General features: G+C 71.3%; 11 protein-coding genes. 5 read left to right on the top strand and 6 right to left on the bottom strand.

The window, feature by feature from the left end:
• Positions 1-140 precede the first annotated feature (140 nt).
• A complete protein-coding gene (locus ACZ5FU_RS12620) occupies positions 141-920 on the top strand; it encodes a LuxR C-terminal-related transcriptional regulator (protein WP_451527456.1) in 780 nt (259 codons plus the stop codon).
• Here the strand turns inward: ACZ5FU_RS12620 and tamR are convergent.
• A complete protein-coding gene (gene tamR / locus ACZ5FU_RS12615) occupies positions 879-1,376 on the bottom strand; it encodes a MarR family transcriptional regulator TamR (protein ID WP_451527455.1) in 498 nt (165 codons plus the stop codon). The genes ACZ5FU_RS12620 and tamR overlap by 42 nt on opposite strands.
• 214 nt (positions 1,377-1,590) lie before the next feature.
• Between tamR and ACZ5FU_RS12610 the strand changes: the two genes are divergently transcribed.
• Positions 1,591-2,412, top strand: a complete 822-nt coding sequence (locus ACZ5FU_RS12610; protein ID WP_469045312.1) for a trans-aconitate 2-methyltransferase — start codon at positions 1,591-1,593, stop codon at positions 2,410-2,412.
• A gap of 323 nt (positions 2,413-2,735) precedes the next feature.
• Positions 2,736-2,909: a CsbD family protein gene (locus ACZ5FU_RS12605; protein ID WP_451527453.1), complete on the top strand. Its 174-nt coding sequence runs from the start codon at positions 2,736-2,738 to the stop codon at positions 2,907-2,909.
• A 74-nt stretch (positions 2,910-2,983) separates the two neighbouring features.
• Here the strand turns inward: ACZ5FU_RS12605 and ACZ5FU_RS12600 are convergent, their stop codons facing one another.
• Both ACZ5FU_RS12600 and ACZ5FU_RS12595 read right to left on the bottom strand, forming a co-directional pair.
• Positions 2,984-3,661: a TetR family transcriptional regulator gene (locus ACZ5FU_RS12600; RefSeq protein WP_451527452.1), complete on the bottom strand. Its 678-nt coding sequence runs from the start codon at positions 3,659-3,661 to the stop codon at positions 2,984-2,986.
• The gene (locus tag ACZ5FU_RS12595) at positions 3,658-4,680 is read right to left on the bottom strand and encodes an acyl-CoA desaturase (RefSeq protein WP_451527451.1); all 1,023 of its coding nucleotides are present in this window, start codon (positions 4,678-4,680) and stop codon (positions 3,658-3,660) included. Before ACZ5FU_RS12595 ends, ACZ5FU_RS12600 begins: the two co-directional genes overlap by 4 nt.
• Positions 4,681-4,968: 288 nt before the next feature.
• Here ACZ5FU_RS12595 and ppc point away from each other — a divergent pair, with 288 nt between their 5' ends.
• Entirely contained in the window at positions 4,969-7,698 is a 2,730-nt protein-coding gene (ppc, locus tag ACZ5FU_RS12590) for a phosphoenolpyruvate carboxylase (protein ID WP_468644515.1), read from the top strand.
• Between the two features lie 116 nt (positions 7,699-7,814).
• On the opposite strand, the gene ACZ5FU_RS12585 is transcribed toward ppc, so the two are convergent.
• The 3 genes from ACZ5FU_RS12585 to ACZ5FU_RS12575 all read right to left on the bottom strand — a co-directional run bounded on the left by ACZ5FU_RS12585 (position 7,815) and on the right by ACZ5FU_RS12575 (position 10,330).
• Entirely contained in the window at positions 7,815-8,396 is a 582-nt protein-coding gene (locus ACZ5FU_RS12585; RefSeq protein ID WP_469045311.1) for a hypothetical protein, read from the bottom strand.
• 147 nt (positions 8,397-8,543) lie between these two features.
• Positions 8,544-9,209: a DUF4276 family protein gene (locus ACZ5FU_RS12580; RefSeq protein WP_469045310.1), complete on the bottom strand. Its 666-nt coding sequence runs from the start codon at positions 9,207-9,209 to the stop codon at positions 8,544-8,546.
• On the bottom strand, positions 9,206-10,330 hold the full coding sequence (locus ACZ5FU_RS12575) for an AAA family ATPase (RefSeq protein ID WP_469045309.1): 1,125 nt from the start codon (positions 10,328-10,330) through the stop codon (positions 9,206-9,208). The genes ACZ5FU_RS12580 and ACZ5FU_RS12575 overlap by 4 nt, the downstream gene beginning before the upstream one ends.
• Before the next feature lie 200 nt (positions 10,331-10,530).
• Between ACZ5FU_RS12575 and pglW the strand changes: the two genes are divergently transcribed.
• Positions 10,531-15,147, top strand: coding sequence for a BREX system serine/threonine kinase PglW (pglW, locus tag ACZ5FU_RS12570; protein ID WP_469045308.1), 4,617 nt, complete (start codon positions 10,531-10,533; stop codon positions 15,145-15,147).
• Positions 15,148-15,151 lie beyond the last annotated feature (4 nt).

Raw genomic sequence — 15,151 nt, 5'->3', positions numbered from 1 at the left:
CCGCGGTGGGGTAGCACTCTCTGCACGGCGGCGGCCGTGCGGTCGGACACCCCTCCCGGGCGTCGGGCCCGTGCCGGGCGTCGTTCTCCGGACCTGGGGTATCCCCTGCTCCGCGAAGGAGCCTGGGGGAGGGGGGTTTCGTGGTTCGCATCCGAGTTCTGGTCGTCGACGACCACCGCATCTTCGCCGAGTCGCTCGCCGCCGCCCTGGCGGCCGAGCCCGACGTCGACGTCTCCGCCGCGGGCAGCGGCCCGGCCGCCCTGCGCAGCCTGGAGCGCGCCGCCACCGAGGGGCGCCGCTACGACGTCCTGCTCGTCGACGCCGACCTGGGCGGGCGCCTGCCCGGCGTGCGGCCGGCCGCGCCCGTGCGGCAGGTGGGGGCGGACGGTCTGGTCGACGGGCTCTCCCTCGTCGCCGGCGTCCGTGTCGCCCAGCCGCACGTCAGGATCGTCGTCCTCGCCGAGAAGGACGACGCGCGCCGCGCCGCCCTCGCCCTGCAGGCCGGGGCGTCCGGCTGGGTGGCGAAGGACTGCTCGCTGTCGCGGCTGCTCACCGTCGTGCGCGGGGTGCTGCGGGAGGAGACGCACCTGCCGCCCGCCCTGCTCACGGGCGTGCTCAAGGAGCTGACCGCGGCGCGCAAGCACCGCACCGAGAGCGAGCGGCTCGTGGAGTCCCTCACGCCGAGGGAGCGCGAGGTGCTGCGCTGCATGGTCGCCGGGCTGGGACGCAAGGCGGTCGCCGAACGGCTGTTCCTGTCCCCGCACACCGTCCGCACCCACATGCAGAACGTCCTCGGCAAACTGGGCGTGCACTCCACGCTCGCCGCGGTCGCGCTCGCCCGGCGGGCGGGGGTCGGACCGGCGGAGCCGGGGCAGGCCCTAACCGGGGATGTTGTCGAACGGGGCGGTCAGCTGGCGTAGCAGCCCGGCCAGTTCACCGCGCTGGGCGCGGGACAGCTCGGCGAGGATCGCCCGCTCCTGCGCGAGCAGACCGGCCAGCGCCTGGTCGGCGCGGTCCTTGCCGCCGTCCGTGAGCCGCACCAGCACACCGCGCCGGTCGCTGGGATCGGGCAGCCGCTCCACCAGGCCCTTCTTCGCCAGCCGGTCGATACGGTTCGTCATCGTGCCCGAGGTGACCAGGGTCTGCGTCAGCAACTGCCCCGGCGACAGCTGGTACGGCGGCCCGGCGCGCCTGAGCGCGGTCAGCACGTCGAACTCCCAGGGCTCCAGCTGGTGCTCGGAGAAGGCCAGACGGCGCGCGCGGTCCAGGTGCCGGGCCAGCCTGCTCACCCGGCTGAGCACTTCCAGCGGCTCCACGTCGAGGTCCGGGCGCTCCCGGCGCCACGCTGCGACCAGCCGATCGACCTCGTCCTCCATGACGATCAGTGTAGTGGTTGTGTCGACATGAAGTCTCTTGATGTCAAGTATCTTGACGTCGAGGCGAATCGGCGGGACGGTGGAGCCGCCGGGCGAAGAACGCCCGCCGGCCCCACCGACGAGCACTCCGACGAAACACCCCGACGAGCACTCCGGCGGACACCCCGACGAAGAACCCCCGGAAGACTCCTTCCGAAGAACCCGCCGAACCCCCGTGAAGCCCCCGCCCCGAGGAGCCGTCCATGCCCTCCCCGCCTGGGACCCCGCCCAGTACCTGCGCCACGCCGGCCCCCGCGCCCGCCCCTTCGCCGACCTCCTCGCCCGTGTCCCCGGCCTGCCCGGCACCCCGCCCCGCATCGCCGACCTCGGCTGCGGCCCCGGCAACGTCACCACCGTCCTCACCGACCGCTGGCCCACCGCCCGCGTCACCGGCTACGACAACTCCGCCGAGATGCTCGCCGAGGCCCGGGCGCACGCCGGCGCCCACCTCGACTTCGTCCACGCCGACCTCACCACCTGGACGCCCGCCGAGACCTACGACCTGATCGTCTCCAACGCCGCCCTGCACTGGGTCCCCGGCCACCTCGACGCCTTCCCCGCCTGGCTGGCCGGCCTCGCCCCCGGCGGCACCCTCGCCTTCCAGGTCCCCCACAACCTCGACGCCCCCCTGCACACCCTTCTGCGCGCACTCGGCACATCGCCCCGCTGGAGGAGCCGCGTCGGCACGGTGCTGCGCCCCGCGGACTCCGTCCACGCCCCCGGCGTCTACCTCGACCACCTCGCCCGCCTCGGCTGCGAGGCCGACGTCTGGACGACGACGTACCACCACGTCCTGACGGGCCGGGACCCCGTCCTCGACTGGGTCCGGGGCACCGGCCTGCGCCCCGTCCTCACCGCCCTCGCCGACGACCCCGAGGCCCGCGACGCCTTCGTCGCCGACTACCGCGACCTGCTCCGCGAGGCCTACCCGGCCCGCCCCTACGGCACCGTCCTGCCGTTTCGCCGCCTGTTCGCGGTGGCACGGAAGGAGGCCTGAGTCACGGGGCCCGGCCCAGGCGGGCGACCAGAACGCGGATCACGGCGTCGTCGACGGCGCACAGGACCCGGTGGTCGCCGATGCGGGGACGACGGAGGCCGGGGGACCCGTAGGGGGCCGATCCCGCCGGCCGCGGGCCGGTTCGCCGGCGCCGTCGAGGAGCAGGGCGAGGCCGCCCGGGTCCTCCCGCGGGAACCGGGCGGCCGTGCCCAGGGCATGCGGCTCGGACTCGGTCTCGGGTGACACGTGTGGTTTGGGACGCTCGAAGCGGGTCACCTGTAGTGACACGACAGGACGCCGTACTTCACTGGGAGTGATGAATCGTGGCAGGCGAGCAGAAGTCCAAGGCGAAGACGGAGCAGGTCAAGGGCAAGGTCAAGGAAGCGGCCGGACGGGCCGTGGGCAACGAGCGACTCGAGGCCGAGGGCCGTGCCGACCAGGCCAAGGGCGACGCCCGTCAGACCAAGGAGAAGGCGAAGGACGTCTTCAAGCACTGATCCGGACACGCACACCGGATGCGCGGAGGGGCCCCGTCCGACGGACGGGGCCCCTCCGCGCTGTCACGCGTACGTCAACTCTTGCGGCGGCCTATCAGGTGGGGCCTGGCCTCCAGGCCGTCCAGGCCGTGCCACGCCAGGTTCACCAGATGCGCCGCCACCTCCGCCTTCTTCGGCCGCCGCACGTCCAGCCACCACTGGCCGGTCAACGCGACCATCCCCACCAGAGCCTGCGCGTACAGCGGCGCCAGCTTCGGATCGAAGCCCCGGCTCTTGAACTCCCGCCCCAGGATGTCCTCCACCTGGGTGGCGATGTCCGAGATGAGGGAGGCGAAGGAGCCGGTGGACTGCGGGATCGGGGAGTCCCGCACCAGGATGCGGAACCCGTCCGTGTACTCCTCGATGTAGTCCAGGAGGGCGAACGCCGCCTGCTCGCACAGCTCCCGCGGATGACCGGCCGTGAGCGAACTCGTCACCATGTCCAGCAGCCGTCGCATCTCACGGTCGACCACCACCGCGTACAGCCCCTCCTTGCCGCCGAAGTGCTCGTACACCACCGGCTTGGACACCCCGGCCTTCGCCGCGATCTCCTCCACCGACGTGCCCTCGAACCCCTTCGCCGCGAAGAGGGTGCGACCGATCTCCAGCAACTGCTGGCGACGCTCCGCACCGGTCATCCGGGTGCGACGCGCTCGCCGCGGCTTCTCATTGCTCGGGGTGTTGCTGGAGTCGGTCGCCACGGCGTCCATCATGCCGCTTCGGCGGCCGCCTTCCGGCGCCGGGAGCCGTCCCCGCCCGTGTTCCGGCGCGAATCGATACGCGAGCGTGACGGCCAGCGCACGTCGTACGCCCAGCCCAGCATCTCGAACCAGCGGATGAACCGCGCCGAGGAGTCCAGCTGGCCCCGCATCACCCCGTGCCGCGCCGACGTCGGGTCGGCGTGGTGCAGGTTGTGCCACGACTCCCCGCAGGACAGCACCGCCAGCCACCACACGTTGCCGGAGCGGTCACGCGACCTGAACGGCCGCTTGCCCACCGCGTGACAGATCGAGTTGATCGACCAGGTGACGTGGTGCAGCAACGCCACCCGCACGAGCGACCCCCAGAAGAACCCGGTGAACGCCCCCCACCAGGACATCGTCACCAGCCCCCCGATCACCGCCGGCAGCGCCAGCGACAGCACCGTCCACAGCACGAACTGCCGCGAGATCGCCCGCAGCGCCGGATCCTTGACCAGATCCGGCGCGTACTTGTCCTGCGGCGTCTGCTCCTCGTCGAACATCCAGGCGATGTGCGCCCACCACAGGCCCTTCACCAGCGCCGGCAGCGTCTCCCCGAACCGCCACGGCGAGTGCGGGTCGCCCTCCGCGTCCGAGAACCTGTGGTGCCTGCGGTGATCCGCCACCCAGCGCACCAGCGGCCCCTCGACCGCCATCGACCCCATGATCGCCAGCGCGATCCGCAAGGGCCGCTTCGCCTTGAAGGAACCATGCGTGAAGTACCGGTGGAAACCGATGGTGATGCCGTGGCACCCGAGGTAGTAGAAGAAGACCAACAGGCCCAGGTCCAACCAGCTCACCCCCCAGCCCCAGGCCAGCGGCACCGCCGCCAGCAGGGCCAGGAACGGCACGACGATGAAGACGAGCAGCGCGACCTGCTCGATCGAACGCTTCTGCTCACCGCCCAGGGTGGCGGACGTCGTGGGGGAGGCGGCGCCGGAGCCGCCGGGCGCCTGTGAAGGGTCTTCGATCACGTCGGAGCTTGAGGTCATGCGCGTCCCCTGTGGGGTCGTGGGTGGAGAGATGCGCGGAATCCCGGAGGACCGCACACACTTCCTACGGTTTCGTAACCTACGGTGACGTAAGTATGACAGTGCGGCACCCCGAGGCAAGAGCCCGCCAGACCGCGCGTCCGCCCGGCCACCTATCCTTGGATCGGTCGGACAGCGCGGTCCGCTCTGTTTTCCTCCCGGACGACAGACCCGTGAGCGGCCCCGCCGCAGGGTCCGGCGGCCGGGTTCCCTCCCGGACGAGCTTCAACACTGCAAGGAGCCGCACCTGTGAGCAGTGCCGACGACCAGACGACAACCAGCCCCGAGCTGCGCGCCGACATCCGCCGACTGGGTGACCTCCTCGGTGAGACCCTCGTCCGGCAGGAGGGCCCCGAGCTCCTCGACCTGGTCGAGAAGGTCCGCCGCCTCACGCGCGAGGACGGCGAGTCAGCCGCCGAACTGCTGCGCGGCACCGAACTGGAGACCGCGGCCAAGCTGGTCCGCGCCTTCTCCACCTACTTCCACCTCGCCAACGTCACCGAGCAGGTCCACCGCGGCCGCGAACTGCGCGCCAGGCGCGCCGCCGAAGGCGGACTCCTCGCCCGCACCGCCGACCGCCTCAAGGACGCCGACCCCGAACACGTCCGCGAGACGGTCCGCAACCTGAACGTCCGCCCCGTGTTCACGGCGCACCCCACCGAAGCCGCGCGCCGCTCGGTCCTCAACAAGCTCCGGCGCATCGCCGCGCTCCTGGAGACCCCCGTCATCGAGGCCGACCGCCGCCGCCACGACACCCGCCTCGCCGAGAACATCGACCTCGTCTGGCAGACCGACGAACTCCGCGTCGTCCGCCCCGAACCCGCCGACGAGGCCCGCAACGCCATCTACTACCTCGACGAACTCCACGCCGGAGCCGTCGGCGACGTCCTCGAGGACCTCACCGCCGAACTCGAACGCGTCGGCGTCACCGTCCCCGCCGGAACCCGCCCCCTCACCTTCGGCACCTGGATCGGCGGCGACCGCGACGGCAACCCCAACGTCACCCCCCAGGTCACCTGGGACGTCCTCATCCTCCAGCACGAACACGGCATCAACGACGCCCTGGAGATGATCGACGAACTCCGCGGCTTCCTCTCCAACTCCATCCGCTACACCGGAGCCACCGAGGAACTCCTCACCTCCCTCCAGGCCGACCTCGAACGCCTGCCCGAGATCAGCCCCCGCTACAAGCGCCTCAACGCCGAGGAGCCCTACCGGCTCAAGGCCACCTGCATCCGGCAGAAGCTCGAGAACACCAAGCAGCGCCTCGCCAAGGGCACCCCCCACGAGCCCGGCCGCGACTACCTCGGCACCAGCGAGCTCATCGGCGACCTCACCCTCGTCCAGACCTCCCTGCGCGAGCACCGCGGCGGCCTCATCGCCGACGGCCGCATGAACCGCACCATCCGCACCCTGGCCGCCTTCGGCCTCCAGCTCGCCACCATGGACGTCCGCGAACACGCCGACGCCCACCACCACGCCCTCGGCCAGCTCTTCGACCGCCTCGGCGAGGAGTCCTGGCGCTACTCCGACATGCCCCGCGAGTACCGCGCCAAGCTCCTCGCCAAGGAACTCCGCTCCCGACGCCCCCTCGCCCCCACCCCGGCACCCGTCGACGCCGCCGGCGAGAAGACCCTCGGCGTCTTCCTCACCGTCAAGCGCGCCCTGGAGGTCTTCGGACCCGAGGTCGTCGAGTCGTACATCATCTCCATGTGCCAGGGCGCCGACGACGTCTTCGCCGCCGCCGTCCTCGCCCGCGAGGCCGGCCTCGTCGACCTGCACGCCGGCTGGGCCAAGATCGGCATCGTGCCCCTGCTGGAGACCACCGACGAGCTCAAGGCCGCCGACACCATCCTCGAGGACATGCTCTCCGACCCGTCGTACCGCCGCCTGGTGGCACTGCGCGGAGACGTCCAGGAGGTCATGCTCGGCTACTCCGACTCCTCCAAGTTCGGCGGCATCACCACCAGCCAGTGGGAGATCCACCGCGCCCAGCGCCGCCTGCGCGACGTCGCCCACCGCTACGGCGTCCGCCTGCGCCTCTTCCATGGCCGCGGCGGCACCGTCGGCCGCGGCGGCGGCCCCTCCCACGACGCCATCCTCGCCCAGCCCTGGGGCACCCTCGAAGGCGAGATCAAGGTCACCGAACAGGGCGAGGTCATCTCCGACAAGTACCTCATCCCCTCACTGGCCCGCGAGAACCTGGAACTGACGGTCGCCGCCACCCTCCAGGCCTCCGCCCTGCACACCGCGCCCCGCCAGTCCGACGAGGCACTCGCCCGCTGGGACGCCGCCATGGACGTCGTCAGCGACGCCGCCCACGCCGCCTACCGTGCCCTCGTCGAGGACCCCGACCTGCCGACGTACTTCCTCGCGTCGACCCCGGTGGACCAGCTCGCCGACCTGCACCTGGGCTCCCGGCCCTCCCGCCGCCCCGGTTCCGGCGTCTCGCTCGACGGCCTGCGCGCCATCCCGTGGGTCTTCGGCTGGACCCAGTCCCGCCAGATCGTCCCCGGCTGGTACGGCGTCGGCTCCGGCCTCAAGGCCCTGCGCGAAGCCGGCCTCGACACCGTCCTGGACGAGATGCACGGCCAGTGGCACTTCTTCCGCAACTTCATCTCCAACGTCGAGATGACCCTCGCCAAGACCGACCTGCGCATCGCCCAGCACTACGTCGACACCCTCGTCCCCGACGACCTCAAGCACGTCTTCGACCGCATCAAGGCCGAACACGCGCTCACCGTCGCCGAAGTCCTCAAGGTCACCGGCGAGAAGGAACTGCTCGACGCCACCCCCGCCCTCAAGCAGACCTTCGCCATCCGCGACGCCTACCTCGACCCCATCTCCTACCTCCAGGTCACGCTCCTCAAGCGCCAGCGCGACGCGGCCGCCTCCGGAGCCGAACCCGACCCCCTCCTCGCCCGCGCCCTCCTCCTCACCGTCAACGGCGTCGCCGCCGGCCTGCGCAACACCGGCTGACACCCACCCCCACCACCACGAAGGGCGCCCCCGAGAACCCCGGGGGCGCCCTTCGCCCGTCCCACGGCACCACCGCACCCGCCCGCGGTGCTGTACCGGCGTGCCCGCCCGCGGCACTACACCGCCACGAACGCCGCCGTCAGCAACGCCACCCCCGACCCCGCCAGCACCCACCCCAGCCGCGCCCGCCCCAGACCACCCGCGACCACCACCGACGCCAGCAACAGCGCCCCACCCATCGGCACCCACGCGTACAACACCCCGGCAGGACCGGACCGCACCACGTCGTCACCACCGCCCGGCTTGACCACCACGGTGTACGTCCGCCCCTCGCGCACCGCCACCGTCCTCTCGATCACCACCCGCGCCCGCGCCGACGACCCCGGCGACAACGGCGTGTACGGCCCCGAACAGGAGTCCGCACCACAGCGCGCCACCGCGATCGTCCCCTGCTCCCGGCCCTTCGTCAGCATCACGTGCTGCGCCGTCCCCCAGGAACCCCACACCCCCGCCAGCAGGATCAGCGACACCACCACCCACGCCGCCGCCAGCCGCCCGAACCGCAACACGACGGCCGACGCCCGACGGGAGGAACCCCGGCCGACGGGACCCCGGCGAGCGGAACCCCGGCGAGCAGGACCCCGGTGAGCGGAACGCCGGTGGGACGCGGCGGCGGTGGCAGGCATGGCCGGGATCATTGGCCATGCCTGAACTGCCCGTCAACCTCCGCGGGGGACACATCGCGACTTGTCCTGGTACGGCTATACGGCCGACATATGACGAGGAGCGCCGGGCTCTGGACCTGCGTCCTCTCTCCGGCGCCTTGAATCGAGCTCCCAAGTGAGTCAGGGTGCTGCGAGAGCCAGCAGTTTCGTGATCCAGCCGTCGAAGTGTGGGCAAGCGGCTCGCAGAGAAGGCAGACCGAGTTCCATCACCGCAACCGGGCCGTCCTGTGTTTTCACATATCGCGGGTACAACTTGAGGATCCGCTTGGACGGCGCCGTCTCCGGCCTGTCGTTCACATTCTCAGGGCCTCCTGCGTGGTCGGCCTGACGCTTGAGCTCATGGCCCAGAGCCGGATCGTCTGCCCAGTCCCCGAGCTGTTCCGCCGCAGCGAAGACCCAGGTCTCCGTTTCGTGCAGCACGACATACGGGAGAAAGCGAGGATGGCCGATGCGTTCCGCGAGGCATCGCTCGACATACGTCACCTTGCCCACGGCCGAGCCGGTCGGCCGACTCGACATCCCCGGACTGTCTTGAGGAAGGCCGTAGTAATCGAGGAGAGTGGTGACCGCCGACCAGTGGGTACTGGCCAGCAGTTTGTATAGATCCTTCTCGATTTTCGCCCATTTGCTGACCCCGCCCTTGCCGGCGGCGCCACCCGCCGGCACCCGGGTCGTCAGGATGGTCGGTACCAGGCAGATGCCATATGCCGCCAGCTCGGGCGCGAGGAAGTCGTTGACCATGTTCTCCTCGGTCTGCCCCTCGCACAGCACTCCCACCATGATCATTCCGAGCGGCTCCGCACCGGCGATTCAGGGGAGGGCCTGCCACCCAGGACGTTCTTCTCCCACAACTCCCCGAGGGAGTAGTCGTCCAGCCATCCCTGCAGTTCTTCCGGGGCCGGCCGCCTCAGTTCCGTCGCACCTTCCTCGCGCTCCACCACTACGATGTCGTCGAGTGAGAACTGGTTGAGAAGGGTCACGGACTGAGTGGCGATCACAATCTGGCTGCTCACGGCAGCCGATCGGAGCATGTCCGACAGCTGGACGATCGCGTAGGGGTGCAGCCCGAGTTCCGGCTCGTCAAGCGTGAAAAGGGCCGGTGGATCAGGTTGGAGAAGCAGGACGCACAGACAGATGTACCGCAGGGTGCCGTCCGAGAGAGCCTCCGCCGGGAACACGGCGTCGACTCCCTCCTGCATCCAGCGCAGGCGGATCCGGCCGCCGGGCTCCTCCTTCAGCAGGAAATCCCTGAAGAACGGCGCCACTGATTTGATGGCCCGTACGATGCGCCGGTACGACTTTGGCTCGCCCTCGCGCAGCCGCAACAGGAACGCCGCGAGGTTGGCCGCATCCGGCCTCAGCGCCTCGTTGTCCGCCGCGTATCCGAACTGCTTGACCGGCGCTTCACGGCTGGTGTCCTGAAAGTGGAAGACACGGCAGCCCGCAAGGATGTGCCGCACCGGACCCGCCAGGCGGGAGAGCTGTTCCTCCTCTTTCTGGCGAAGCAGCGATTCGCGGTGTCCGCGGCCGAAACTCTCCTCCATCGGGAGGCCGGGACCCGGTTCGTGGAAGTGCCCCTTCTCCTCTGCGAAGACGAAGCTGTCGTTCGTGGAGGGAAGGAGATACGCCTCATAGCGGTACGGGGGGGCACTGACCTTCAGCCGAATACCCTTTTCGGTACCGCGTCCCGCGAACTGCAGAGCCTGGGCGCCACCGTGGATACCCACCTGAAGTGCCAGGTCGCCGTCCGCCATCCATCCCAACAGCTCCAGCGCTCCGACGACATTGCTCTTGCCCGCCCCGTTGGCGCCTACCAGGACGGTGACGCCATCACCCAGCTTCAGCGTGCTGGACCGGATGGAGGCATACCCCTCGACGGTCACCTCTGAGAGCTTGTACGACAGCATGGCCCCAACCCTAGGCGAGGGCCCCGGCCCCATGGGGAGCAGAGAGCCAACAGATGATCTGTTGCGACCGTCTGTCCACAGGACGCGGGTGCATACTTCTGGCCCGTCGGTCGGGGTCGATAGGCTGGACCAACTGCTGTGATCCGGCCACCGGCAGGAAACAGGCGAGACGACGAGATACGGAAAGGGGCGTCGCGGTCATGCGAGACGGCAGGTGGACCACTGTCACCGAGTCGCAGTTCCAGCACGAACGCAGCGGACTGCTGTATCTCAAGGAGAGGCTTCCGGACAACGAGCCCTACCGCGCCTGGTCGAACTTCACCTTCACCGCGCACAGCGGCCACGTCCGCGAGGTCGACCTGCTGGTCGCCGCCCCGGCCGGTCTCTTCCTGGTGGAACTGAAGAACTGGCAGGGCACGGTCACCTCCTCGGGAGCGAGCTGGGTGCAGACCCTTCCCGGCGACCGCACCCGCATCCACCGCAACCCCCGCCACCTCGCCAACCAGAAGGCGAAGGAGCTCAAGGGCCTGCTCAAGGACGCCCTGCGGAAGACCGACCCGCGGCGCCATGTCCCGTACATCCAGGAACTGATCTTCTTCACCGACCCCGGCCTGCGCATCCGCCTCGCGCCCAACGACCTGGCGGGCGTCTTCGGCAAGGCCGGGCACAGCGGGCTCGACGACGTCCTCGCCGAGCTCCAGCGCCCCGCGCGCGACATTAAGTCGGGCATCGACCGTGAGTTCTCCCGCGGGCTCGGCAAGCTCCTGGCCGAGGTGGGCGTCGGCCGTTCCGACGCGGAGTTCCACGTCGGCACCTACCGCCTGGACCGCACTCCTTTCGACACCGGGCCGAACTGGGCCGACTACCTCGGCCGCCACGACTCCCTGAGCAAGACCCGCCGCGTACGCATCTACCTGCGCGAACGCGGGGCGGACCGGCAGGCCCGCGAGTCCATCAGCCACACCGCCGAGCGCGAGGCGCGAGCGTTGGAGGGCCTCAGGCATCCGGGCCTGGTCGCCCTGGAGAACTTCGACGAGAACGGCCACAGCGCCGGCCCCGCCCTCCTGTACGCCTACGACCCGCGCACGCTCCGCCTGGACGACTACCTCCTCCAGTACGGTGCGAAGCTGGACGCCCGGGCACGGGCCGCCCTCCTGCGCCGACTGGCCGAAACGGTCCACTACGCGCACCGGCACCTCCTCTTCCACCGCGCCCTGCACGCCCGCGCCGTCCACGTCCTGCCCGGCCCGCGCACCGGCAGCGAGGAGGACCGCTGGCTCAACCCGGTCCTTCAGATCGCCGAATGGCAGACGGCGGTCCGCCGCCCCCGTACCAAGGGCGCCGCGGGAGGCTCCGGCTCCAGCCTGAGCAGCGGCCACGAGATAATCCCGTCGAACAACCTCGCCGCATACGTCTCCGAGGTCGCCGACCCCTACCTCGCCCCCGAGGTGACCGCCAAGTCCCCGGACCCCACCGCCCTCGACGTGTTCGGGCTCGGAGTGCTGGGCTACCTGATCTTCACCGGCAGGCCGCCCGCGAGCAGCCAGGCCGAATTGGGCGCCAGGCTGGAACAGGGCCGCGGGCTCGTGCCCTCCGCCGTGGCCGACGGCCTGACCAAGGACGTCGACCAGATCATCCTGGACGCCACGGCCTTCGACCCGCACCGCCGCATCCGCACCGCCGCGGAATTCCTGGAGTGGCTCGACGTCGTCGAACAGGGACTCAGGCCCACGAAGCCCGAGCCGCAACCGGCCCTCGACACCCAGGGCGAGGAGGGCGACCCGCTGGAGGCCACCCCGGGCGACGTCGTCGGCCGCCGCTTCCGCATCAAGCGCAGCCTGGGCCAGGGCTCCACCTCACGCGCTCTGCTCGCCGAGGACCTCGAACGCGACAACGCACCGGTCGTCCTCAAGATCGCCCGCAAGGACAAGTACGCCGAGGCGCTGCGGCGCGAGGCCGACGTCCTGTCCAGGCTGCGCAACGACTCCAAGGTCATCCACCCCGCCCTACCCGAGCCGATCCGCATCGGCCCACGCACCGTCCTCGTCCTCGACCACGCGGGCGACCGCACCGTCGCCCGCCAGCTGCGCGAGCGGGGCCCGCTCCTCACCGACCAGCTGGAGACGTACTCCACCTACCTCTTCGCCGCCGTCGACTTCCTCGACGGCGAAGGCGTGTGGCACCGCGACCTCAAGCCCGACAACATCGCCATCCGGGTCCGCCCCAACGGCACCCGGCAGCTGGTCCTCTTCGACTTCTCCCTCGCCGGCCTCGACGTCGACGCCGTCCGGGCCGGTACCGAGGGCTACCTCGACCCGTTCGTCGAGAACATCACCCGGGGCCGCTACGACGCCCACGCCGAGTGGTACGCCCTGGCCGTCACCCTCCACGAGATGGCCTCCGGAGAACTGCCCCAGTGGGGCGACGGCTCCGTCCTCCCGCGCCAGACCGACCCCAAGGAGTGGCCGCACCCCAGGATCGCCTCCGAGGCCTTCGACTCGGCCCTCCGCGACGGCCTCACCGAGTTCTTCCAGCGTGCCCTGCACCGCGACCACCGCAAGCGGTTCCCCGACCTGAAGGAGATGCAGCGCGCCTGGCAGCGCGTCTTCGCCCTCGCCGACCTGCCCGTCCAGAGCCGCTCCGGCGGCCACCCCGAGGACACCACCTCCTCGGCCGCCGCGCTGCCCGTCGGCGAGCTCCCGCCCCTCGACCCCGCGGCGGACGAGGACGCCCGGGAGGAAGCCGCGGCCAAGGCCGGCCGCGACACCGCCCTCCTAGTGGCAGGCCTGTCCCTCCGCGCGGTCTCCTTCCTCAACGGCCTGGACGTCCACACCGTCGGCGACCTCCTCGACTACTCGACCCGCCGACTCGTCAACCGCCCCGGCCTCGGCGCCCGCACCCGCGACGAGATCAACCGCCGCATCAAGCAGTGGCGCCTCGCCCTCGACGTCCGCCAGCCCTCCCCGCTCTCCCCGGCCGAGCGCGGCGACTCCGCGGAGGAGATCGCCGAGGCACGCTCCGAGCAGCGCGAAGAGGGCAGCGACCTCCCCCTGCGCCGCCTCTCCCTCGACGCCCTGGTCACCCTCATGGTGCCCAAGCCGGCACCCCGGGGGCGCAACGCCACCGAGGTCGAGACGGTACGGCTGCTGCTGCGCCTCCCCGACGAGGAGGGCCGGCTGCCCGAGGGACTGCCCAGCTGGCCCCTGAACAAGTCGGTCGCCCCGCTCACCACCGACCAGGTCACCGAGGGCCGCATCGCCCAGATCCTCGGCGCCCAGCGCAAGCGCTGGGCCAAGGACCCGGCACTCGTCGCCCTGCGCGACGAGGTCGTCGAGATACTCGCCACCCTGGGCCGGGTCGCTTCGGCGACCGAACTCGCCGAAGCCCTCATCGGCCGCCGCGGCACCTCCCAGTCCGACCCCGCGGTGCGGCGCGCCCTCGGCACGGCCGCCGTACGGGCCGCGTGGGAGGTCGACTGGGGGATGACCCCGCGCCGTATGCGCAGCCGCCGCCACGGCGAGACCGGCGACAACCGGATGATGCTGGCCCTGGAGGTCGACGAGGACAGGGACGCCCCGGACACGCCCTCGGCCCCCGCCCTCCTCAACTACGCCGACCGACTGGGCAAGGCGGCCGACGCCCTGGCCGCACGCGACACCCTCGCCGGCCCCGGCACCGTGCTGGAGCAGATCGTCGCCGCGGACAGCGCCTTCCGGGCCCGCTGGCCCGAGGCCCAGATCACCATGGACGAGGCCCGCATGGTCACCCTGGCCGCCGCGGCCTCCCAGGACGCGGCCGCCAACGCCCGGCTGGAGATCTACGCCCGGTCCCTGGAACCGGTGCGCGCCCTCCGCCTCGCCCAGGCCGGCCTGCTGCTGCCGCTGGCGGGCAAGCCGGACGACGAGCAGGACGGCCTGACCGTCGAGCAGATCCACGACCGGGTCCGCGCCCGCTTCCCCGACCTGTCCAGCCGCCTCCCGGACGACCGGGTCCTGCTCGGTCGCCTGTTGCGGCAGGCCGGCTTCGAGCTGGAGTGGCGGACGAACCGGAAGCGCCCGCGCGGCTGGTTCGTCCCCAGGCGGGAGACCGCCGGCGGCGGTGACGTCACCTCGGTCGTCACCCAGCGCCGCCCCAGCCGGGTCAGCCGCACCGACCACTGGACGGCCCGGGATCCGGAGCAGCGCGCCCGGCTCAAGGCCAGGGCCCAGCTCCAGGAATCCGGCGGCCGGCCGGGCTTCCGGGTCCTCACCGTCCGCTTCGACGACCAGCGCCTCGCCCTGCGGACCCTCACCGAGCAGGGGCGCGAGTGGCAGGCCGAACCCGTCGACGTCAGCGCCCTCTTCCTAGCCAGCCTGCGCCGCCTCGTCGAGGCCCGCCCCCGGCCCACCTGGGAGACCATCCTGGAGGCGGACAACGCCGAACCGGGCTCACGGGACGCGATGAAGTTCGGTGAGTACACGGCCGCCGCGTGGCGCGACGTGGAGAAGGACATCCTGGCCTCTCTGAAGGCACCGGCGGGCCCCGGCACGGCGAGGGCGGGGGAGGACGGCGCAGCGGCGGGCCGCCGCCCGGTGCTCCTGCACGACGCCTATGTCATGGCCCGCTACGGCGGTATGGGCGTCCTCCAGCGGCTCGCCGATCTGGCACGGCGGGGCGGCCCGGACGGGCGTGGCCTCTGGCTGCTCAGCCCGCTCAGCGACCCGACCCTCGGGCCACGGCTGGACGCCGCGACCGTGTCGATCGAGGACCGCGAGGAGTGGATCAGCCTCAACCACGCATGGGTCGTCAACGACCCGGGGGAGGAGCAGGCGGCGTAACCGC

It is taken from the genome of Streptomyces sp. NPDC031554, assembly GCF_055580685.1.
The sequence above is the reverse complement of the archived record's forward strand: the minus strand, read 5'-3'. Positions and strand labels throughout refer to the sequence as shown.